This window comes from Marinobacter sp. NFXS9 (assembly GCF_040148665.1).
In the GTDB taxonomy this organism is placed as follows: domain Bacteria; phylum Pseudomonadota; class Gammaproteobacteria; order Pseudomonadales; family Oleiphilaceae; genus Marinobacter_A; species Marinobacter_A mangrovi.
Map to the genome: position 1 here is coordinate 80,021 of NZ_JAGDDW010000006.1, position 20,765 is coordinate 100,785.

Sequence of the window (20,765 nt, forward strand, 5' to 3'; positions counted from 1 at the left end):
GGGAATGAATTCTGACGCAGTCTACCATTTTGGACAGTGCCCCTCCCAATCCGCAGAGTCCGCAGACGAGGCCCATGTCATGATGACCACACCGTTCAACGAGCGCTGGCGGTACGATCCAACCCGGCCGTCACTGCACGATTACCCGGCTGACGTCGGGGACGACGGCATTCCGTCCCTGGATACCAGCCTGGAGAGCATCGGCGAGTACCAGCGCCGCCTATGGGCGAATCGTTCCCGGGCGGTGTTGCTGATCCTCCACGGCCTCGATGCCAGCGGGAAGGACAGCCTGATCCGGACGCTGTCGACCTACATGGATCCGGCCGGTTTCCACGCCTGGTCCTTCGCCCGGCCGCAGGGTGCGGAAACCCGGCACGACTTCCTCTGGCGGGTGGTGCCGTTGCTGCCGGCCTTTGGCGAGTTGGCGGCCTTCAACCGCAGTCATCACGAGGCGGTGATCGCCGAGCGCCTATGGCCGGTCCATGCCCCGGAGGACTACAACTGGCAGGCCCGATACGAGGCCATCCGCAGCTTCGAGGCGCATCTCTCCCGGGAAGGCACAACGGTCATCAAATGCTGGATCCGGCTCAGTGGCGATGAACACCGTCGTCGTTTGATCAAGCGCCTCGACGAACCGCGCAAACGCTGGAAGTTCGATCCGTCCGATGTGGAAGCCTTCGAGCGCCGGGACGAGCTGCTGGCCTGTGCCGGGGAGGCCATTGCCGCCACCCAAACAGCCGAGGCGCCCTGGTTCATCATCCCCGGCGATCGCAAGTCCGTTGCCAGGTCCATCGTGGCCGCCCTGGTCGACGAACAGCTTCAGGCCCTGGCGCCGGATTATCCAGTGGAGGACGAGAAGACCCTCAAGGCCTACCGGAAACTGCTGGGCGGCGACTGATCCCCAAGGGCGATCAGGGAGCCTGCCGGAAACGCAGGATCCGGCGTCCGTCCAGCGGGTCGTCGAGTCTGTCGGCCTGCACCTTGAACGTCTTCCAGAGTTGGTCCGGAGTGAGAACGTCTTCAGGCGGCCCCACGGCCACCAATCGCCCTTCGTCCAGGATACCAACGCGGTCGCACGCCATCGCCTGGTTCAGGTCGTGCAACGCAATCACCACCGTGACCGGCAGCCGCCGCACCAGGTTGAGGATCGAGAGCTGGTGCTGGATGTCCAGATGGTTGGTGGGTTCGTCCAGCAGCAGGATGCGGGGTTGCTGGGCCAGGGCCCGGGCGATGTGGACCCGCTGGCGTTCGCCGCCGGACAGGGTGTGCCAGAGCCGGTCGGCGAACGGCCGCATATCGACGTCGTCCAGCGCCCGGTCAACGAGGCTGTCGTCCTCGTCGCTCCAGGGACGCAGAGGCGATAAAAACGGCGTGCGGCCCAGGGCAACGGCATCGCGCACGCAGAGCCGGTCACTGGTTTCGGCCTGTTGTTCGACCAGGGCCATCGACCGGGCGATGATGCGACGCTTGAGGTTGGCGAGCGGGCGTCCGTCGACGCAAACGCCGCCCCGGGCCGGTCGACGCAGGCCGGCCAATAGCCGCAACAGTGTCGACTTGCCGGAGCCGTTAGGTCCGACCAGGGCAAAGGTCTCGCCGGGCCGGATGGTCAGGCTCACGTTATCCAGCAGGGTCCGGCCATGGATGCGGGCAACGAGGTGTTCGGCGGTCAGTTTCATGCCTTGCCCGCTCCCCGGACCAGGATCAGGGCGAACGCCGGTGCCCCGATCAGCGAGGTGATCACGCCGATGGGCAGCACCTGGCCGGGCACCAGGATGCGGGAGAGGATGTCCGAACCGATCAGGAACACGGCGCCGGCCAGGGCCGAAGCCGGCACCAGCCGGGCGTGGCGGCTGCCCACCAGCAGGCGCATGGCGTGGGGGATCACCAGGCCGACGAAGCCGATGGCGCCGACCATCGACACCATCACCGCCGTCACCAGCGCGGTCACGGCAATCAGCACGCCCCGGACCGGTCGTACGGCAATGCCCATGGATGCTGCGCTGTCCGCGCCGAAGGTGAAGGCATCCAGGGCGCGCATGTGCCACAGGCACACCCCCAGCCCGAACAGCGCGGTCGGCACGGCCAGGGCGACGTCGTCCCAGCGCACGCCGGACAGGTTCCCCATCAGCCAGAACAGGATGCCCCGGGCCTGCTCCGCGTTCGCCGACCTGGCAATCATGAAGGCGGTCAGGGCGTTGAACAGTTGGGAGCCGGCAATGCCGGCGAGGATGATCGCCCCGGCCGCCTGCATGCCCCGACCGCCGCCGCTGGCGGCGTGGGCCAGCACCACCACCAGTCCAAAGGCCAGGGCCGCGCCGGCAAAAGCGCCCGCTGACAGACCGATGGCGCCGGCTCCCAAACCCAGCACGGTGACCGCCACGGCCCCGGTTGACGCCCCGGCGGACAGCCCCATGAGAAACGGATCCGCCAACGCATTGCGCAGCAGTGCCTGCAGTACCACCCCGGTCAGTGCCAGTCCGGCGCCGCAGCAGGCGGCGACGATGGCGCGGCTGAGCCGGTAGCTCCAGACGATGCCGGCATCGATTCGATCAACCGGGTAACCGGCGTCCCACAACCGGTTGGCCAGCACCTTGAGAATGATGTCCACGGGAATCCGCGTCTCGCCGATGGCGGTGCCGGCCACCAGGACGATCGCCAGCACCAGTGGGGTCAGCCACAGCCAGTGCAGGCGCGGCGCCACCGGCACCGGCAGGGATATGACGCGGCTCATCGGTCGAAGCTCATGCCGGCCAGGGCGTCCGACAGGGAGTCCAGGCCAAAGATCGTGCGCAGGGTGGCGCTCATGGCGTGGGCGTCCATCGGCACGATGTGGCCTTCCCGCACCGCGGTCATCTGGCTGGCGACGGGGTCGTTGTGCAGGAAATCGAGCTTCTTCCGGATGTCGTCAGCCGGGTAGCGGCGACGGTCCATCTGCGCGATCACGATCAGGTCCGGGTCGGCCCGGGCGATGGTCTCCCAGCCGACGGTCGGCCATTCCTCATCGGATTCAATCACGTTGCGGATGCCGAGCTTGTCCATCATGTAACCTGGCGCGCCCAGACGGCCGGCGACGTAGGGGGCCGCGGACATGTCAGTGGAGGAGAACCAGAAGACGGCGGACAGGTCTTTTGGCAGGTCCAGCCCATGGGCGCGTTCGATGGCGCGGGTTTCCCGGCTTTTCAGGTCAGTGATCAGGTCTTCCCCGGCGTCCTGCACGTCAAAGATCGTGGCAAGCTGGCGGATGCCCTTGTAGATGGACTGCGTGGAGAAGGCGGCGACCCGCGTGCCATCACCGCCGGTGGCGTTGTCCTTGGTGTCGCAGTCCGCCGGCAGGATGTAAGTGGCGATACCCAGGTCGGCGAATTGCTGGCGGGTGCCTACCGAACCGGTCGGGCCTACGTGCCATTCGTATTGCACGGTCACCAGGTCGGGATGCTTGTTGACCACCGCCTCGAAGCTCGGGTCGTTGTCGGCGAGGCGCGGTACCCGGTCGTTGATGGCCCTGAATTGTGGCAGTACCGGGGTGAACCAGACCGACGTGCCGGCCACCCGATTGCCCAGTCCCAGGGCGTAGAGCGTTTCGGTGGCGGACTGGCCGATGGTCACGGTGTGCTCCGGGGCGGCATCGAAGCGAATCTCCCGGCCGCAGTTATCCATCGTCAACGGATAGGTCGTCGGGTCCGCCGCGGCGTTGGTCGCGGTCAGTGTAAGCAGGACCGGCAGGGACCAGCGGACGAGTCGCCAGAACGGGAACCGCCCTGGAGCAGTGAGACGGAATGTGACCAACATGACGTGACCTCCTGGGATCGCTATCGAAGCGCAGCGACTATAATAGTTATGTTATAACATAACAATATGGTTTCACGGCCGATAGCAAGAGGGTTCAGGAAGCTGTAAAGGAATCCGTATGATGGGAATGGTCCTTCCTTTCCCCGGGGCACCCCGCCCGGCGTCGTGAATCGGATGGTCGGCAGGTCTCCTGACTGACGGGTCGTGGCGCGTCCTGCCTTCCCGGGGGATCCCAGTGGCTTGGTGATTGGACGTCGCTCGCCGCCTACAGTTGCGGGGGCAGTTTCGGTTCGCGGCCGGGGCCGCGGCGAATTCCCTATTAATTCCCAGAGGAAACCGACGCGTCGAGCATAAACAGGTTGATCGGGAGGGGCAAGCACCAGCGTATAGTCAACCGATTGTGTGGCCTGAATTATTCGGCAAAGCCGGAGGCGCTGGCCTAAACTGTGTTTCCGGACCCGTGACCCGGCGCCCGGGCTATTCAGGCACCTTTGGGGTGCCGTCGTTGAGCAGCGAGCCGTATGATTGGATTGATCCAGAAGATTTTATTGGAACTGGTTGAGCGCGAGGGTGGGGCCAAAGCGCTCGCAGAGGTCACGCGCCGGGCCGGATTGGCAGCGGCGCCGGATTTCCGGATCGATACGGATTACCCGGATGATGAGTGCCTGCGTCTGATTGAGGCGACCCAGGCTGTTTTCGGGCTGGACGAGGAGGCCCTGTATCGCCTCTACGCCGATGCGTTCATTGTTGAATCGCGTCGGCTGTTTCCCATGTTCTACCGGATGTCCCCAACGGCGCGGGATTTTCTGGAACGCCAGCCCCGCGTTCACGACACGTTGGCGTCCAGCCTGCGCAACGAGGCCAGTCGGGAGCGGGTGCGCGACAAGTTTGCCATTCGCCGTGAGGGCGAGGATCTGGTGGTCACCTACGGCTCACCCAATCGCCTGTGCGGCCTGTATGAGGCGCTCTTCGATCGATTGTTGCAGGAATACGGCGAGGCCGGCGAGTTGAGTGTCCGGACCTGTCAGAAACGGGGGGATCCGGTCTGTACCTTCTGCCTGCGCACGGAGACCGTCAGTGACTGATTCGGAAAAGCGCCTGCGCGAGGAAATCAACGCGATTGCCGACCAGCTGTGCCAGGCGATCGACGGGCGATTCGACTTTCATGTGAACTCCGGGTCGGACGACCTGGATGTGCAGAAGCTGTCCGTGCTGTCCAATTTCGTACTCGAATCGGTCCGGCGCAACCTGGACGCGCTGGAGCGAACCCGGGACGAACTGGAGGAGCGGGTAGCCGAACGAACCCGCCGGCTGGATCTGGTGATCGAAGGCGCCAATGATGGCGTCTGGGAATGGGACCTGGAGACTGACAGCATCCAGGTGTCCCAGCGCTGGCTGGTGCAGTGCGGCCGCCCCAGCCTGGGCGCGAGGTGTGAACCGGACGTCTGGATCGACATGATCCATCCCGCCGACCAATCCGATTTCCGGCAGGCCCTGCACGATCACATCAATGGCCTGACGGCCCGCTTCCGGGCCGAGTTCCGGTTATCCAATGGCCGCGGTGGCTACCGCTGGATGGTGGCCCGCGGGATCTGTGACCACGATCCGCAAACCGGCGTCGCCCGCATGATCTCCGGCACCCAGGCGGATGTGACCCTGCAGAAGTTCATTAACCCCGTGACCGGTTTTCCCAACAGCCAGTACCTGGAAACCATCCTCGATGAACGCATGCGCGCTCAGCAGACCGGCCACCTGGACCTGGTGGTGCTGGCCCTGCCCAATTACGCCCTGGTGCGCGAGACCCTGAACGGCCGGGAAAGCGGGATCCTGGCGGGAGAGCTGCGTCGGCGTATGGAAGAGTGTGTGCGCAATGGCGAACTGATCGCCAGTCTGTCCGACAGTACCACCGCCATCCTGATCAACAGCCCCGACCCGAACGCAGGCCTGGACCGTGCCGGCGATGTCCAGCGGGCCTTCGACCGGGTATTCCATGTGGAGAAACGCAGCGTCTGGCTCAGCGGTGTGGTCGGCCTGATGCCGGTGCGCGAAACCCGCCTGGAATCGGCCGATGCCGTGCTGCAGGCGACCCGTACCCTGATGCGTAAGGCCCGCCAGCAGGGAAGCGGGTCCTGCCTGCGCTATCACGACAGCATGAGCCGGGAGAATCTCGATCGCCTGGAAACCGAACAGTTGCTGCGCAATGCCCTGCGTCTGGGTTGGGTGGAGCCTTTCCTGCAGCCGCTGGTCAATCTGCAGGCCGGGCGGCTGAGTGGCTTTGAAGTCCTGGCCCGGATCCGCCACCCGGAGCGCGGTATCATTCCCCCGGATCAGTTCATTCCGGTGGCGGAAGAAACCGGCCTGATCCGGGAGTTGAGCGAGCGGTTGCTGGACCAGGTGGTTCCCCTGTTCAACGACCCGAGGCTGGTCGAGGTCTACGGCAATAACTTCAATCTGGGCGTCAACCTGTCGCCGGTTCAACTGCACGATCCCCATCTCGCCGATAACCTGCTGGAGCGGTTGTCGGAGGCCGATGTGTCGCCGGCGCGCTTCAAGGTGGAGATGACCGAAACGGCGGTGATGGCGGATTCCCGGGTGGCGGTCAAACTGATGAACGAATTGCGCGACGGCGGCATCGGTGTGGCTCTGGACGATTTCGGCTCGGGCTATTCGTCCCTGGCGTACCTGCGCAACCTGCCGCTGGACTATCTCAAGATCGATCGCTCACTGGTGTCCGGGCTGGACCGGGATCCTGAAAAACGAGCCATCCTGGAAATGATCATTTCCCTGTGCGAACGACTGAGACTGACGGTGGTGGTGGAAGGCATCGAGAACGACCTGGAACTGAGCTGCCTGATGGGGATGGGCGCCATGGTCGGTCAGGGCTTCCTGTTCAGCCGCCCCTTGCCGGTGGATGACCTGATTGCCTGCTTGCCGGCCGACGGTCTGTTGCAACCGGTGGTCAAGCCGGTGTCCGACGGGCGACAATAGCGGTTCATCCCTTACCGATGACCCGGAATCAACGTTATGCCCAGTCGCGTCGAAATCCACTACTGCACCCAATGTCGCTGGCTGCTGCGTGCTGCCTGGATGGCGCAGGAGCTGCTGACCACCTTCGAGGATGAGATTGGCGAGCTGGTCCTGAAGCCGGGCACGGGCGGTGTGTTCGAAGTCCGGGCGGACGACCAGATGGTCTGGTCGCGCAAGGCGGCCGGTCGCTTTCCCGACATCACCGAACTCAAGCAGGCGGTGCGTGACGTCGTGGCGCCGGAGCGCTCGCTGGGCCATGCCGATCGCAAAACCGGTGACCGCTGAACCACGATGAAGGCACCCGTCCACCAAAGTCACGACTGGGCCGAGCGCTGGTCGGCGCTCGACCGCTGGCTGACCGATCATGCCGATCTCTGGCAACCGGCCCCCTTCAGCTCACCGGCGCCCGACTGGTGCCGCCATTATCCGGATATGGCGGCGTTTCTCGAGGAGCTGACTGACCCCGACGTCGATGCCTACGAAGCCGATCCCGAACGGCTGGTCGCGCGGCTCTCGACCTGGCTGCGGGCGATCACCGGGCGCCAGGCCTTGCTGGAGCTGCCCGACTTGTCGGGCGAGTCGCTGGCCCTGCCGGAAACCCGGGCGGTGGACATGCCCGGCCGCAAGCGGCTGCAGGCCGGCGCCTTTGCGGCCGCCGTGCAACCGCTGAAACACCCGATACTCGACTGGTGCTGCGGCAAGGGCCATCTGGCCCGGACCCTGGCACCGACCGCGAGGGCACCGCTGGCCGGCTATGAATGGGATGCTGCGCTGGTGGCCGACGGCAACGCACTGGCCGAGCGCTACGGCGATCCGGTGACGCTGGTGACCCGGAATGTGCTGGACCCGGATTTGCCCTGGTCGCCGGTTTACCACGGCGTGGCCCTGCACGCCTGCGGCGATCTGCATCGGCGCCTGATCGCCGAGGGTGCGCGCCATCGATGGCCGCGGCTGAGCCTGTCGCCCTGCTGTTTCCACCTGACCCGGCAGGCCCGGCATCAGCCCCTGTCCCGGCGGGTGGCGGATGCGCGGCGATTGACCGGTTTGTCCCGGGAAACCCTGCGCCTGGCGGTCCGGGAAACCGTGACGGCGCCGGCCCGGGTACGGCGCCAGACCCGCCACACCCAGGTGTGGCGACTGGGCTTCGACGCCCTGCAGAGACACGTGCGCGGTGAAGACAGTTACCTGCCGGTGCCCTCCCACCCGACTCACCTGAACGACGCCGGTTTTGCGGCCTTTTGCCGATGGGCCGCCGAACGCAAAGACCTGGTGCTGCCAGCGGACACGGATTTCGATCACTGGTTGGCTGTTGGCCAGCGCCGACAGGGGCAGGTACGGCGACACGAACTGCTGCGCCACCTGTTTCGCCGCCCGCTGGAGCTCTGGCTGGTGCTGGATTACGCGCTGTATCTGGAAGAGCAGGGCTATACGGTGACTCTCGGCACCTTCTGTGAGCGTCACCTCACGCCCCGTAACCTGCTGCTGGATGCCCAGTTGGGCTGATCGACGGCATCCGGTTAGGGTTTGCGATAAACGACCCGCTCCACACAACCATCCCGGAAATACACGTAAGTCAGCTCGTAGAGCATGCCGTAATAGTCCGTCTTGTAGACCCAGGTTTCCTGGGGCACCGGGTAGACTTCCGGTGTGGTGCCGAAGGCGTCCCGGACGTTGTCCTTGGTCATGCCCCGGACCACCTGTTCCCGCAGGATGTAGCGGCGCAGGTCGGTGGAGGGGATATAGCGGCAGGGGCTTTCCGGCTCGCTGGCGCTGGACTCGGCAGGTGCCGCGCTCTCCGTCGATTCAATGGGCTCTGGAGGTGGGGGCAGGTTGCTGTTGAAGCGCCCGCCGATCCGGTTGTCCGGTAAGGTGAGGGTTTCGGGATTGTCGCCGCAGGGCGTATCGGAATAGCGCACGCCGTTGGCATCGGCGCATTTGTAGACCTCGGCCAAGGCCGACGGGGCAAGCAGGCAGCAGAGCAGGAACAGGGCGGTTAAGCGCATGACAACATCCTCCGGGCGCTGCCCGCCCATCTGCAATCGCCCCGGGGAGGGCGTCGGCCATTCCCGGGGCGGGACTTCACAGGGTTACCGCTCGATCTGGATCTTGGCTTCCACCCGGCGGTTTTCGGCACGACCGGCCGCGGTGTCGTTGCTCGCCACCGGATCGGACTCACCGTAACCCCGCGCGCTGACCCGGTCCGGATCCACGCCCAGTGTGCCGGTCAGCCGGTTGGCCACGGATTCCGCCCGACGCTGGGACAGGAATTCATTGTAGCTGGCCTTGCCGGTGTTGTCGGTATGGCCGCCCACTTCCACGACCGTTTCCGGATGCGCTTCCATGAAATCGGCCACCCGGCGCAGATCGTCGTCATAACGATCGCCGATCACCGAGCTGTTGGTGGGGAACTGGATGTTCAGCGTGAAGGTCTGGACCTCTTCCATGACCCCTTCACAGCCTTTCTCGTCCACTTCGGCCCCCGCTGTCGTGTTCGGGCACTGATCCATGCTGTTGACCACGCCGTCGTTGTCGCTGTCCAACTCACAGCCGCGGCTGTCGACTTCGGCGCCGGCCGGCGTGTTGGGGCACTGGTCCTGGCTGTCGACCACACCGTCGTTGTCGGCATCCGGCTCACAGCCGTTGGCGTCCACGGCCGCGCCCGGCGGTGTGCCCGGACACTGGTCGGCGTCGTCGGTCACGCCGTCGTTATCGCTGTCTTGCGGTGCCGGCGCTTCCTTGCTGCCGAAGCCAAAACCAAAACTCATGCCGACACTGGCCAGGGTGTCGAAGGCATCCTCGTCCAGACTGTAGTACTCGCGCAGATCACCGCGCAGGGACACCACGTCCGTGAGGTTGTAGCGCAGGCCGCCGCCGACGTTGAGCCGGGTTTCGCCGTCGATGCCGCCACCCAGACTGTCAAAGTCGGTATGGCCGGCACCGGTGGCCACGTACGGATTCAGGTTCTCGTCCGGATCGGCGAAGTAGTACAGGCCGTCCAGGCGATAGTCCTGGAAATCACTGCTGCCCGGCGCGTGTTTGCGGTCAGCATCGCCCCGGTTCCAGACACCCTCGACGGACCAGCGAGGCAGGAAACGATATTCCAGTCCGACCCCATAAGTGTCGGTTTCGCTCAGGTTGCGGTCGTCGTCGAAGTATTGAAAGCCAATGAAGGGATTAACGTAGACTTTTTGTTCGTCCGCCAGTGCGGGCGTTGTGATGGCTGAAAGCAGAGCCGCAGTAGCCAGAAGTCGGTTGCGGGTCATGTGAACCTCCTGTTCGTTTCCTATCGTTTATTGCTTCGTCATTATTTGCTGCTTTCTTGTTGTGGCTTGGATCGCCGCAGCAGGCTTCATGTCCTTGCCTTTACGCGTAATTTTAGTGACGGGATTCACAAAGGGTAGGGTTTTGACGCCAACATTGCTGAATGGACATGTTTGTGGCCCGTTGGGAGGCCTCTGGATTCGAGGGCCGAACCGCCTCAGGAGGCAGTCGGCCGGCGAAAATAGAGGTGGGCGCTCTTCTTGCTGAAGGTGAGGGTTTCGCCGCTGTCGAAGGCCACGTCGAAAGCATTGTCGGACTCGTCGGTGACCCGACCAGGGCCCATCACCGCGTGGATCAGGCGGGATTCGGTCCAGACCGGGCCGGCGCCCTCGCTGTCCTGGCCGGTTTCCGGGGCGTCCAGTTCGACTTGGGCACGGTCGGCATAGCGCCGGATGACGGTGGTGGGCGGCTTTTCCAGACGCAGGGTGGTACCCGGTTCCGGCCGGGTGTCCAACTGGCTGCCCAGGTCGGCGGAGGCGGGAAAGCAGAGCTCGTGGAGGAAGCGGCTCGGTCCCTGGTCGCCGTCCAGATGCGGGGTGTCGCTCTCGCGCCGGGAGATCAGGTGCAGGGCATGACGGGTGCGGGTCAGGGCGACGTAGAGCAGGCGCCGTTCGCTCTCCACCAGGCTGCGGATGTCCTCGGTCTGACGGGCGGTGTAGGGCAGGTATTTCTCCTGCAGGCCGGGAATGATCACCACCGGCCACTCCAGTCCCTTGGTGCGGTGCATGGTGGACAACTGGATGCCGCCGCGGCCGGGCTGGCGGGCCTGCTGGCGCAGGGTGTCCAGGTGCGCCAGGGCCTCACCGGCGCCCACGTCGAGTCCCCGGATGTAAGCCTGGAAGCCGCGTACGGTATCGATCCGTTCGTCGGCGGACTCGTGGGTCATGGCCAGGCTGCGAATGCCTTCGAACAACTCGGTGTCGTCGGCGTAGCGTTCGATCAGGTCCCCCGCCGGGCCGTTGAAACCATCCAGGTCCAGCAGGCAGCGTCCCAGCTTTTTCAGCTTGCGCGCCGGCATCGGCCCCAGCGCGTCGAAATCCAGATCCAGCAGGCGGGCGCCCCAGTCCCGGTCAAACCGGGCCAGTAGTTGGGCGAGGTTCTGCAGTTCCGCTTCCTTGAGACCCACGTGGGGAAAACGCAACAGGCTGCGGGCCGCTTCCAGGCGATCCGGTTCGGCCAGTATCGGCAACTGGCCGGCGCAGACCCGCATCAGGTGGGTGATGGCTTCCACTTCGCGGGTAAACAGGGCGCCCTTGTTGCTGTCGATGCGATAGGGAATCTGCCGGGCCAGCAGGCGCAGTTCGATCGGCACGCTCTGGCTCCACACCCGGACCAGCACGGCGATGGCTTCCAGTGGCCGGCCGCCGTCCCGGTGGGCTTCCACCAGTTTGAGGATGACGTCGCTGTCCTCGTCGGCCCGGTGCAGCTGGATGTCGGTGGCCGGCGTGGACGGGTGGGCGTGGCAGAGCACGTCCTTGCGGCCGGTGTTGTGGCTGATCAGGTGATTGGCCAGCAGGGCGACCCGGTGCCCGTAGCGGAAGGTGTAGCTGAGGGTCTGCTCCAGCGGGCTTTCGAATTCCTCGCTGAAGCGGCTCAGGATGAAGTCCGGCTGGGCGCCGCGGAATTCGTAGATGGTCTGGTCCGGGTCGCCCACCACGGTCACCCGCGCCCGCTCACCGGCGATGTAGCGCAGCAGCAGGTGCTGGATCTCGTTCGTGTCCTGGTATTCGTCCACCATCACCAGATCCATCTTGTTGGCCACCAGACGCTGCAGCGGCGGATTCTGATGGATCGCCATGACCGGCTCGTAGAGCATGTCGGCGTAGCTGATGCGGGCGTTGCGCTTGCGCCACTGCTCGAAGCCGTGGAACAGGTCGATCAGGTAGCGGTGCTTGGTGCCGTAGCCCATCTGCTCGAACACGATCTCCACCGGCGACAGGGTGGTCTTCACCAGATCGATGAAGTGGGCGGCGGTTTCCACGTAATCCTTCTTGGCGCGCTTGATTTCGTCCTGCAGGGCTTCCGGCGCCAGCTGGCGGGTCAGCATCCAGACCTGGAAGTTGATCTCCTGGTCGCTGAGGATGTCGGCGACGAAATCCGGCAGGTAGCCCTCCCGCACGAAGCGTTTGTACAGGCGGTAGCCCATGGCGTGGTAGGTGCGGATCTCCGGCAGCCCAAGCCCGGTGTCGCCGGCGACCGATTGCAGTTTCTTCTGGAAATCGTCCCGGGCGCTGCGGTTGAACATCAGCACCAGCATGCGGGTGGGATCGTGGCCCTGTTCCAGCAGGTAGCGGATGCGCCAGGCCAGGGTGGTGGTCTTGCCGCTGCCGGCCACGGCGGTAATGAGGGCGTGCTCATAGCCGGCGGTGATGATGGCGTGCTGTTCGTCGGTCAGGTGCGGGGGGAGGGCTGTTGGCATGGGCGCTATTCTGGCATGGTCCCGGTCACTCATCCATAATGGTTTGCCTCACGAATCGCACAGAGGCCCCGGATTCCGGGGTCGCAGGAGAGACACCATGGCACAGACCCCAAAAGACGCCCTCAACGTGCTGGGCCAGCCGCTGGCCGATTGCGGTTACGATCCCCAGACCGGCTTCTACCGGGACGGTTGCTGCAACGTTGGGCCGGACGACCTGGGCGTGCATGCCGTTTGCGCGGTGGTCACTGACGATTTCCTCGAATTCTCGCGCCTTAAGGGCAACGACCTGTCCACGCCGCGCCCGGAGTTCGGTTTTCCCGGTCTTCGCGACGGCGACGCCTGGTGCCTGTGCGCCGGTCGTTGGACCGAAGCGTACGAGGCCGGCAAGGCGCCCCGGGTCCGGTTGCTCGCGACGCACCAGGCCGCGCTCGAACACTGCGACCTGAATGCCCTCAAGCAGCACGCGGTGGACCTGAGCTGATCCGGTGCCTGCTGCTGTGACCGTGCCTGTTGGCTGGCCGGCTGCCGACCGGATACGCGAGTGGCAAGTCGCCCTGCGCCGCGCCGGTGAACGCCGCCTGCTGTTGGTGGAGGCCCACGCCACCGGTGCGGTCGAGTACGCCTTGGCGCTCTGCCAGTCGGCGGATCCGGCGCGGTGCCTTTGGGTGGGCTCTTCGCCTGCGCCAACGGATCGTTCGCTTCCGGCGGTTCGACCAACCAAGGCGCACGAATGGCTGGGTCGTGAGCTGGATCTGGTGATCTGGGACGGCCGCGCCGGTAATCCGCCGGATGACCTGGCGGCCCTGATGGGCACGCTCGCCGCCGGCGCCCTGCTGGTCTGGCTGATGCCGCCACTGGCCGAGTGGGGGCGCTTCGACGATCCGGATTATGCCCGCACCGGGTTGGCCGACACTGACCGGCATCCCTTCCTCGCGCGTATGGCGGGCGTCCTGGACGCCCACCCGGCCGTGGTGCGGCTGTGCGCTTCGGGCGAGGTCATCGGACACCTCGACATGGACGCCGCTGGCGCGCCGTTCCAGCCCACCGATACGCCGGATCAGTCGGCCGCGATCGAGGCCATTCTCCAGACCGGGGCGGGCCGACGTCGGCGTCCACTGGTGATCCGAGCCGATCGTGGGCGGGGCAAGTCCACCGCCCTGGGGCGGGCCGCGGCGCAGCTGCTGCAGGACAAGTGGACACGCATCCTGGTGACCGCGCCCCGGTTCGAGGCGGTTGAGACCCTGTTTGCCGCGGCGGAAGCCCATTGGGTCGGCGCCAAACGGGAAGGCCACCGGCTGTGGTTGGACGATCACTGCCTGGAGTTTCTGCCGGTAGACGTGTTGCTGCAGGAGCGTCCAGAGGCCGGTGTGGTCCTGGTGGACGAAGCGGCGGGCCTGCCGGCACCGCTGCTGGCCGATATCCTGACCGGCTGGCCGCGGGTGGTTTTCGCCACCACGGTCCACGGCTACGAAGGCACCGGCCGGGGCTTCGACGTGCGCTTCCGGGAGGTGCTGGACCGGCTCACGCCCCAGTGGCGGACGCAGCGCCTGTCGCAACCGATTCGCTGGCGCGAGGGCGATCCCTTCGAGGATCTGGTCAATCGCCTGTTCCTGCTGGACGCCGAGAGCGCCACCGGGCTGTCGCCGCAGGCAGATGTTCGGATCGAGCCCTGGCGCCCGGCCGAGGCGGATGCCGACACCCTGGCCCAGGCCTTCGGTCTGCTGACCGACGCCCATTATCGCACCACGCCCGCGGACCTGCGCCAGTGGCTGGACGATCCGCACGCCCGCAGTTGGCTGGCCCGCAGTGATACGGACAATGCGGTCGTCGGGGTACTGTGGGCGAGCGCCGAAGGCGGTCTGGACCCGGCGCTGGCGGAGCAGGTGATGCGGGGCGAGCGACGCATCCGTGGTCACCTGCTGGCTCAGTCGCTGGCCTGCCACGGCGGCCTTGCGGAGGCGGCCACCGTTCACACCCTGCGTGTGGTGCGAATTGCCGTGGTGCCCGAACTCCGGCGGGCGGGAATTGGGCAGCGATTGCTGGCCGCTGCCCGGGACGACAGCCGGGAAGCGGGATTTGACCTGTTTGGCACCAGCTTCGGAGCCACCGCGCCCCTGTTGGCGTTCTGGTGTCGCGCCGGTCTCTATCCGCTGCGGCTGGGCCTGCACCGCTCGGCGAGCAGTGGCGAACACACCCTGCAGATGGGGCTGGCCCTGTCGGCCGCGGGCATGGACCTGCTGCTACGCCTGCAGACCCGGTTCGCCGAGCACTGGCCGCTGTTGCTGGGCGACAGCTTCCGGATGCTGGAGCCGGAGCTGGCGCTGGCCCTGGGCCGCGACTGGGTCGCCTCGGTGCCGTTGACGCCCATGGACCGGACCGAGCTGGCCGCCTTTGCCGGCGGTTACCGGCTGTTCGAGCTGTCCCGGCTGCCGCTGATGCGGTTGTCCCTGCAGCCGGGGGTCAGTGAAACGCTGGCGGCGGACGCTCAGGCAGCACTCTGGTGCCGGGCGGTTCTACAGGGCTGGTCCTGGTCCGAGTTGCAATCGGCCGGATTGTGCCGCGGCCGCCGGGATGCCGAGCAGCGCTTGCGGCAACTAGCCGGGAAATTGCTTGAACCGGTCGACATCCCGCCACATTAAGCCGGGCGACGGCCTGCTTCTGTGACCCACTCGATGTCATTGGCCTGATCCGCTTGGGCAGAATGGGCCAACCTGAAAACGACCGGAATACCGCCATGCCCAAACGCGTGCTTGCCTGCCTCGCCCTTGCCCTGATTGTCCTGTCCGCCTGCTCCGGTCAGCCGCAACCCGTCAATCTGGAAACGGTGCATCGGGCGAATCAGTCTTCGCCCCTGGTGAGCGCGGTGATGCAGGGTGACCTGCCGGCGGTGCAGGACCAGGTGGCCGCCGGCGCGTCCCTGAACCAGGTCACGGCGGACGGTACGCCGCTGACAGCGGCGGCTACTGCGGGTCATGACCGCATCGCCTGGTACCTGTTACAGCAGGGGGCGGATCCCAATCTGGCGGACGCCAGCGGGCAGACGCCGCTGATTGCGGCCTCGGCGGAGGGCAGCCAGCGCCTGGTGAAGCTGATGCTGTCCGCCGGCGCCGGCGTCAATGCCAGCGGTTCCGACGGGACCACGGCGGTGGCGGCCGCCGCGGAGGCCGGCAACCTGTCGGTGATGCGCACGCTGCTGGATGCCGGGGGCAACGTCAATATTGCCCACGACGGCGAATCCGTGTTGATGCACGTGGTGCGCAACGGCGACCTGTTGATGACTGAAGTGCTGATCGCCGCCGGCGCGGATGTCAGTTATCGTGGCGAGGACGGGGACTCTGCCCTGTCCATCGCCCGTCAGCGTAACCTGGGGGATATCGAGATGCTGCTGGTGCAGGCGGGCGCGCGCCAATAGGCCGGTTCAGTCCAGGTCCGCGAGCGGGTCGTCGGCCGGCGCCCAGGGCGCAGTGAAGTAACGCTCGACATCGGCGTACGGCACTGCATCCACGGTCGGGTACTGCCAGTGAGGCTGGTTGTCCCGGTCGATCAGCCGGGCCCGGATCCCTTCCTGCAGTTCATCCCCTTCGCAACAGCGCACCGCCATGATCAGCTCCATGCGGAAAATGTCCTTGAGACTGAACTGGCGGGCCCGCCGCAGCTGTTCCCAGATGAGCCAGCCGGTGGTCGGGCAGCCTTCGGTGAGGTTGTTGATGGCGGTCTGCCACCAGGGATCGTCCTCGACGGTTTCGCCGGTCAGCTGGTGGATGATGTCCGGCAGCGATTCGCCGCGGCACAGGCGGGCAATGCGCTGCTCGTGGTTGGCCAGCTCGCTGTCCGGCAGGTCGATGGTCTGATCCCGGGTAAACTGCGCCAGCAGCCGGTACAGGCGATTGTCGTCGGCGGCGACGTCGCCGGTCCAGCGGGTCTCCAGCAGACGCTGCAACAGGGCGTCCGGGGTTTCGTCGGCCACTGCCAGGTCGGCCAGTCCGATGCGCAGGCTGTCGGCCTGGTTCAGTCGCGCGCCGGTCAGCCCCAGGAACAGCCCAATGCCCTCCGGCAACCGGTTGAGGAAATAGCCGGCGCCTACATCCGGAAACAGCCCGATGCTGACTTCCGGCATCGCAAGTTGCGCCGACGGTGCCAGCAAGCGGTAACGGCAGCCCGACAGTAAACCCAGGCCGCCGCCCATGGTGTAGCCGTGGGCCCAGCAGACCAGGGGTTTGGGATAGACATACAGGGTGTGGTCCAGGCGATACTCAGCCTCGAAATACCGGGTGGCCTGGCGGATGCCGTCCTCACCACCGATCATGTCATGCAGCTGGCGGATATCGGCGCCGGCGCAGAAAGCCCGCTCACCGGCGCCCCACAACAGAACCAGACAGATCGCCGGATCGGTCGCCCATCGGTCCAGCGTGTCCTGCAGGACGTTGATCATCTCCAGAGACAGGGCGTTGAGGTTGTGCGGGGAATCCAGGGTGATCAGCCCGATCTGGCCTTCGGCACAGGGCCGGGTTTCAGTGCGGATGGACATGGGTGTTTCTCGGCTCCCGAAAATGGTGGGCCGCCCGGGGCGGCAAAAACATGAATCAGAGGTTCCAGTCATGATGACCGGATCGCCCTCGCGATGTCACCTGCATCCGTCGACGATCACAGCGACCAAAGTAGGATCGGCATCCGGTTCTAAAGAATCAGGGGCAACGGGCGAATTTTCCGTTGGTTTTCCCTATGGTATAAGCATGAGTCGTATAAGGGCTTTTCCAAAATTGAGAGAGAACAGGAACGAGGACATATCATGAAGGTACTGACTCCCATCGCGTTGGCGCTGGCCGTTGCCATGCCCGTGGCCGCCCAGGCGGAAGGCAACCCTGAAGCCGGCAAGGCCAAGGCCGCCGTTTGCGCTGCCTGCCACGGGCAGAACGGTCATGCGCAGATTCCGACCTATCCGAACCTGGCCGGCCAGAATGAGCAGTACCTGGTCATGGCGCTGAAAGCCTACAAGGGCGGCAATCGCCAGGGCGGTCAGGCGGCGATCATGCAGGGGCAGGCCGCGGCCCTGAGCGATGAGGACATTGCCAACCTCGCCGCCTACTTCTCCAGCCTGCCTGCCAGCGGTAAGTAACACCGCACCTTGCGGAGGGAGTGGCTGGAATCACCGGGCTCCCTCCCGCGATCACCTAGTTCACGATGCGGTAACTCGGCTTGTAGGCGGCCCCCGGCAGCTTCATCCGGTTCTGCTGGACGAAGGCGGTGAGCAGCTCTTCCAGGGGCTCGAGCAGTTCCTGGTCCCCAGAGATCTCGAAGGGCCCGCGTTCCTGTACCTGACGGACGCCCTGTTCCTTCACGTTGCCGGCGACGATGCCGCTGAAGGCCTTGCGCAGGTTGGCGGCGATCAGGTGGGCCGGCTGGTTCCGGTGCAGGTCCAGCTCGCGCATGCTTTCGTGGGAGGGTTCGAACGGCGCCTGGAATATCGGATCGATCTTCAGCATCCAGTTGAAATAGTAGGCATCCTGGGCGGACCGGCGGAACGCCTGAACTTCTTCCATCCCCTGTTTCATAGTCTGCGCCACCCGCACCGGATCGTCGATGATGATCTGGTAGCGCGCTGCGGCTTCTTCGCCCAGGGCGTTGCGGATGAAGCGGTCGATCATCTCGAAATATTCCGCGTTTTCCGGCCGACCGGTGAACACCACCGGGAAGGGCAGATCGCGGTTTTCCGGATGCAGCAGCACGCCCAGCAGGTAGAGGATTTCCTCCGCCGTGCCCACGCCGCCCGGGAAGACGATGATGCCGTGTCCGGCCCGCACGAACGCTTCCAGACGCTTCTCGATGTCCGGCAGGATCACCAGTTCGTTGACGATCGGGTTGGGCGGCTCGGCGCCGATAATGCCCGGTTCGGTGATGCCGATGTAGCGGCCGTTCTTGACCCGCTGCTTGGCGTGGCCGATGGTTGCGCCCTTCATCGGCCCCTTCATGGCGCCGGGACCGCAACCGGTGCAGATGCTCAGGCCGCGCAGGCCCAGTTCGTGGCCGACTTCCTTGCTGTAGACGTACTCTTCACGGCTGATCGAGTGCCCGCCCCAGCAGACCACGATGTCCGGATGGCGTCCGGCCTGCATGACCCGGGCGTTGCGCAGGATGTGGAACACGCGGTTGGTGATGGTGTCCGGGTCGTCGTTGGACAGGCCCGGATAGCCGCCCAGCACCGAGTGGGCGTAGATGATGTCCCGCAGGACCGCGAACAGGTGCTCGCGGATACCGCGCAGCATCTCGCCGTCGACGAAGGCGTCGATGGGTGCATTGATGAGTTCCAGCTTGAGGCCGCGGGGCTGTGGCACCAGGCGAATGTCGAAATCCGCGTAGCGGTCCATCAGGTCCTTGCAGTCGTCGATGTCCACGCCGATGTTCATGACGGCCAGTGCGCACTGGCGGAAAAGACGGTACAGGCCGCCTTCGCTCTTGTCCTTGAGCCGGTTGACTTCATGACTGGAGAGAATCTCCAGGCTGCCCTCGGGAGAGACCAGGGCATTGATGGTTTCCTGCGTCATGGAAATGCTCTTTGTTGATGGTTTCCTATGAGTGTAACGGTTTTGGAGCGGTTCGGGAGAAGCGAGGTGCACCTCAATGAACACTGTGACACACTTGCGCCCCCGCCATTCGGACCTTGCGTATTTTTAAATGTCGTCGCGCGCCGGTAGAATGTGCGTTTTTTGATCAGTCAGCCAGCATCCAGATTATGAATTTCCTGATACGACCCAGCGCCGAAGTAGCCATCAAGAGCAAGCCCGTCCGCCGCCAGCAGATCCGGCAGTTACGCCAGAATGTCAGCAAAATCCTGCGTCGCGTCGACGACCGCATTCGCGTCGAAGGCAGTTGGGACCGGGTGGATGTGATCGTTCCGGACGAGCTCGACAGCCAGCCCCTGGTGGACCGGCTCGCCTGTATTCCCGGCATCAGCAATTTCCTGGAAGTCCGGGATTACCCGCTGACCACGCTGGACGATGTGGCCGAGCGCGCCCTGGCGGTCTGGGGCGAGGCGCTGGCGGGCAAGACCTTTGCCGTGCGCGGTCGGCGCACCGGCGAGCATGACTTTTCCTCCGCTGACATGGAACGCCTTGTGGGCAGCGTCCTGCTGGAAAAATCCGGCGCCAGTGGGGTCAGGCTCAAGGATCCGGACGAGCAGGTGCGGATCGAGGTCATCCACGACCGTTACCACATCGTCGAGCGACGCTTTGAAGGGCTGGGTGGTTATCCACTGGGCAGTGTCGAAACCGCTGTGTCGCTGATTTCCGGCGGTTACGATTCGTCCGTCTCCACCTACCTGACGATGCGCCGGGGCCTGCGCACGCACTTCCTGTTTTTCAACCTGGGCGGTGCGGCGCACGAGGTGGGCGTGAAGCAGGTGGCGCATTACCTGTGGTCCCGCTACGGCTCCTCCCACTCGGTGAAGTTTATTTCCGTGCCGTTCGAGGACGTGGTGGGTGAGATCATGCGTTCGGTGGATCACCGCCACATGGGCGTGGTGCTCAAGCGCATGATGCTCAAGGCGGCGGCAGCGATTACCCAGACCGGGATGGCCAAGGCGATTGTGACCGGCGATGCCGTGGCCCAGGTGTCGAGCCAGACCCTGGCCAACCTGAACGTGGTGGATCGCGCCAGTGAGGAAGTGGTGCTGCGGCCGCTGATCACCATGGACAAGGTGGATATCATCCGCACCGCCGAACAGATCGGGACGGAGAGTTTCTCTCGCAACATGCCGGAATACTGCGGTGTGATTTCCAGTCGACCGGTCACCCGGGCCAAGCTGAACCGGGTCGAGGCGGAAGAGGCGAAAATGGATCCGTCGGTCCTGGAGCGGGCGATCGAGTCGCGGGTGGAAACGCCGATCCAGCGTATCCTGGATTCCATCAGCACGCCGGAAGAGGTCGAACTGGTGCAGACGCCGGGGGTGGATGACGTGATCATCGACGTGCGCCACCCGAATGAAGAGGAAAGGGCGCCGCTGCACCTGACCAACAACGAGGTGCTGCACATTCCGTTCTACGAGCTGAACCAGCGGGTCGACGAACTGACCGCCGAATGCCGTTATCTGCTCTACTGCGACAAGGGCACCATGAGCCGCATGCACGCCGGGCACCTGAAAGCGTCCGGTGTCGATAACGTGCTGGTGTACGCCCCCGCCTGAATCTTTAACGGGCGCCCATCAGGCGCCCGG

The 20,765-nt window shown here is 65.1% G+C and carries 18 protein-coding genes and 1 riboswitch; of the genes, 10 read left to right on the forward strand and 8 right to left on the reverse strand.

Annotation, left to right across the window (positions count from 1 at the left end):
* The first annotated feature begins 79 nt into the window (after positions 1-79).
* Positions 80-898, forward strand: coding sequence for a polyphosphate kinase 2 family protein (locus J3364_RS11090; protein WP_349558412.1), 819 nt, complete (start codon positions 80-82; stop codon positions 896-898).
* Between the two features lie 13 nt (positions 899-911).
* Here the strand turns inward: J3364_RS11090 and J3364_RS11095 are convergent, their stop codons facing one another.
* Genes J3364_RS11095 through J3364_RS11105 form a run of 3 tightly spaced genes read right to left on the reverse strand, consistent with a single transcriptional unit; the run spans position 912 to position 3,789 of the window.
* Positions 912-1,676, reverse strand: coding sequence for an ABC transporter ATP-binding protein (locus tag J3364_RS11095; RefSeq protein WP_349558413.1), 765 nt, complete (start codon positions 1,674-1,676; stop codon positions 912-914).
* On the reverse strand, positions 1,673-2,731 hold the full coding sequence (locus J3364_RS11100) for a FecCD family ABC transporter permease (protein WP_502882503.1): 1,059 nt from the start codon (positions 2,729-2,731) through the stop codon (positions 1,673-1,675). The genes J3364_RS11095 and J3364_RS11100 overlap by 4 nt, the downstream gene beginning before the upstream one ends.
* Positions 2,728-3,789: an ABC transporter substrate-binding protein gene (locus tag J3364_RS11105; RefSeq protein ID WP_502882504.1), complete on the reverse strand. Its 1,062-nt coding sequence runs from the start codon at positions 3,787-3,789 to the stop codon at positions 2,728-2,730. Before J3364_RS11105 ends, J3364_RS11100 begins: the two co-directional genes overlap by 4 nt.
* 163 nt (positions 3,790-3,952) lie before the next feature.
* Positions 3,953-4,145, reverse strand: a riboswitch (cobalamin riboswitch).
* Between the two features lie 165 nt (positions 4,146-4,310).
* Here J3364_RS11105 and J3364_RS11110 point away from each other — a divergent pair.
* From J3364_RS11110 to J3364_RS11125, 4 genes are read left to right on the forward strand one after another with little or no spacing between them, the layout of a single operon-like run.
* Positions 4,311-4,874, forward strand: a complete 564-nt coding sequence (locus J3364_RS11110) for a heme NO-binding domain-containing protein (RefSeq protein WP_349558414.1) — start codon at positions 4,311-4,313, stop codon at positions 4,872-4,874.
* Positions 4,867-6,777: a putative bifunctional diguanylate cyclase/phosphodiesterase gene (locus tag J3364_RS11115; RefSeq protein WP_349558415.1), complete on the forward strand. Its 1,911-nt coding sequence runs from the start codon at positions 4,867-4,869 to the stop codon at positions 6,775-6,777. The genes J3364_RS11110 and J3364_RS11115 overlap by 8 nt, the downstream gene beginning before the upstream one ends.
* Before the next feature lie 36 nt (positions 6,778-6,813).
* Complete coding sequence (locus tag J3364_RS11120) at positions 6,814-7,101, forward strand: Rdx family protein (RefSeq protein WP_349558416.1); 288 nt, start codon at positions 6,814-6,816, stop codon at positions 7,099-7,101.
* A gap of 6 nt (positions 7,102-7,107) precedes the next feature.
* Positions 7,108-8,319, forward strand: coding sequence for a methyltransferase (locus J3364_RS11125; protein ID WP_349558418.1), 1,212 nt, complete (start codon positions 7,108-7,110; stop codon positions 8,317-8,319).
* A gap of 14 nt (positions 8,320-8,333) precedes the next feature.
* On the opposite strand, the gene J3364_RS11130 is transcribed toward J3364_RS11125, so the two are convergent.
* From J3364_RS11130 to J3364_RS11140, 3 genes are all read right to left on the reverse strand, one after another.
* The gene (locus tag J3364_RS11130; RefSeq protein ID WP_349558419.1) at positions 8,334-8,819 is read right to left on the reverse strand and encodes a DUF4124 domain-containing protein; all 486 of its coding nucleotides are present in this window, start codon (positions 8,817-8,819) and stop codon (positions 8,334-8,336) included.
* A gap of 84 nt (positions 8,820-8,903) precedes the next feature.
* Complete coding sequence (locus J3364_RS11135; RefSeq protein WP_349558420.1) at positions 8,904-10,079, reverse strand: OmpA family protein; 1,176 nt, start codon at positions 10,077-10,079, stop codon at positions 8,904-8,906.
* Between the two features lie 215 nt (positions 10,080-10,294).
* On the reverse strand, positions 10,295-12,589 hold the full coding sequence (locus tag J3364_RS11140; protein ID WP_502882505.1) for an ATP-dependent helicase: 2,295 nt from the start codon (positions 12,587-12,589) through the stop codon (positions 10,295-10,297).
* Positions 12,590-12,653: 64 nt separating this feature from the next.
* Here J3364_RS11140 and J3364_RS11145 point away from each other — a divergent pair, with 64 nt between their 5' ends.
* From J3364_RS11145 to J3364_RS11155, 3 genes are all read left to right on the forward strand, one after another.
* The gene (locus tag J3364_RS11145) at positions 12,654-13,037 is read left to right on the forward strand and encodes a DUF2237 family protein (RefSeq protein WP_349558422.1); all 384 of its coding nucleotides are present in this window, start codon (positions 12,654-12,656) and stop codon (positions 13,035-13,037) included.
* Between the two features lie 16 nt (positions 13,038-13,053).
* Positions 13,054-15,195, forward strand: a complete 2,142-nt coding sequence (locus J3364_RS11150) for a tRNA(Met) cytidine acetyltransferase TmcA (RefSeq protein WP_349558423.1) — start codon at positions 13,054-13,056, stop codon at positions 15,193-15,195.
* Positions 15,196-15,290: 95 nt separating this feature from the next.
* A complete protein-coding gene (locus tag J3364_RS11155) occupies positions 15,291-15,968 on the forward strand; it encodes an ankyrin repeat domain-containing protein (protein ID WP_349558424.1) in 678 nt (225 codons plus the stop codon).
* Between the two features lie 6 nt (positions 15,969-15,974).
* Here the strand turns inward: J3364_RS11155 and J3364_RS11160 are convergent, their stop codons facing one another.
* Complete coding sequence (locus tag J3364_RS11160; RefSeq protein ID WP_349558425.1) at positions 15,975-17,084, reverse strand: enoyl-CoA hydratase/isomerase family protein; 1,110 nt, start codon at positions 17,082-17,084, stop codon at positions 15,975-15,977.
* Positions 17,085-17,387: 303 nt separating this feature from the next.
* Between J3364_RS11160 and J3364_RS11165 the strand changes: the two genes are divergently transcribed.
* Complete coding sequence (locus tag J3364_RS11165; protein WP_502882509.1) at positions 17,388-17,672, forward strand: c-type cytochrome; 285 nt, start codon at positions 17,388-17,390, stop codon at positions 17,670-17,672.
* A gap of 55 nt (positions 17,673-17,727) precedes the next feature.
* Here J3364_RS11165 and ppnN read toward each other — a convergent pair whose 3' ends face one another.
* The gene (gene ppnN / locus J3364_RS11170; protein WP_349558427.1) at positions 17,728-19,098 is read right to left on the reverse strand and encodes a nucleotide 5'-monophosphate nucleosidase PpnN; all 1,371 of its coding nucleotides are present in this window, start codon (positions 19,096-19,098) and stop codon (positions 17,728-17,730) included.
* Between the two features lie 188 nt (positions 19,099-19,286).
* Between ppnN and thiI the strand changes: the two genes are divergently transcribed.
* Complete coding sequence (thiI, locus tag J3364_RS11175; RefSeq protein WP_349558429.1) at positions 19,287-20,735, forward strand: tRNA uracil 4-sulfurtransferase ThiI; 1,449 nt, start codon at positions 19,287-19,289, stop codon at positions 20,733-20,735.
* Positions 20,736-20,765: the final 30 nt, after the last annotated feature.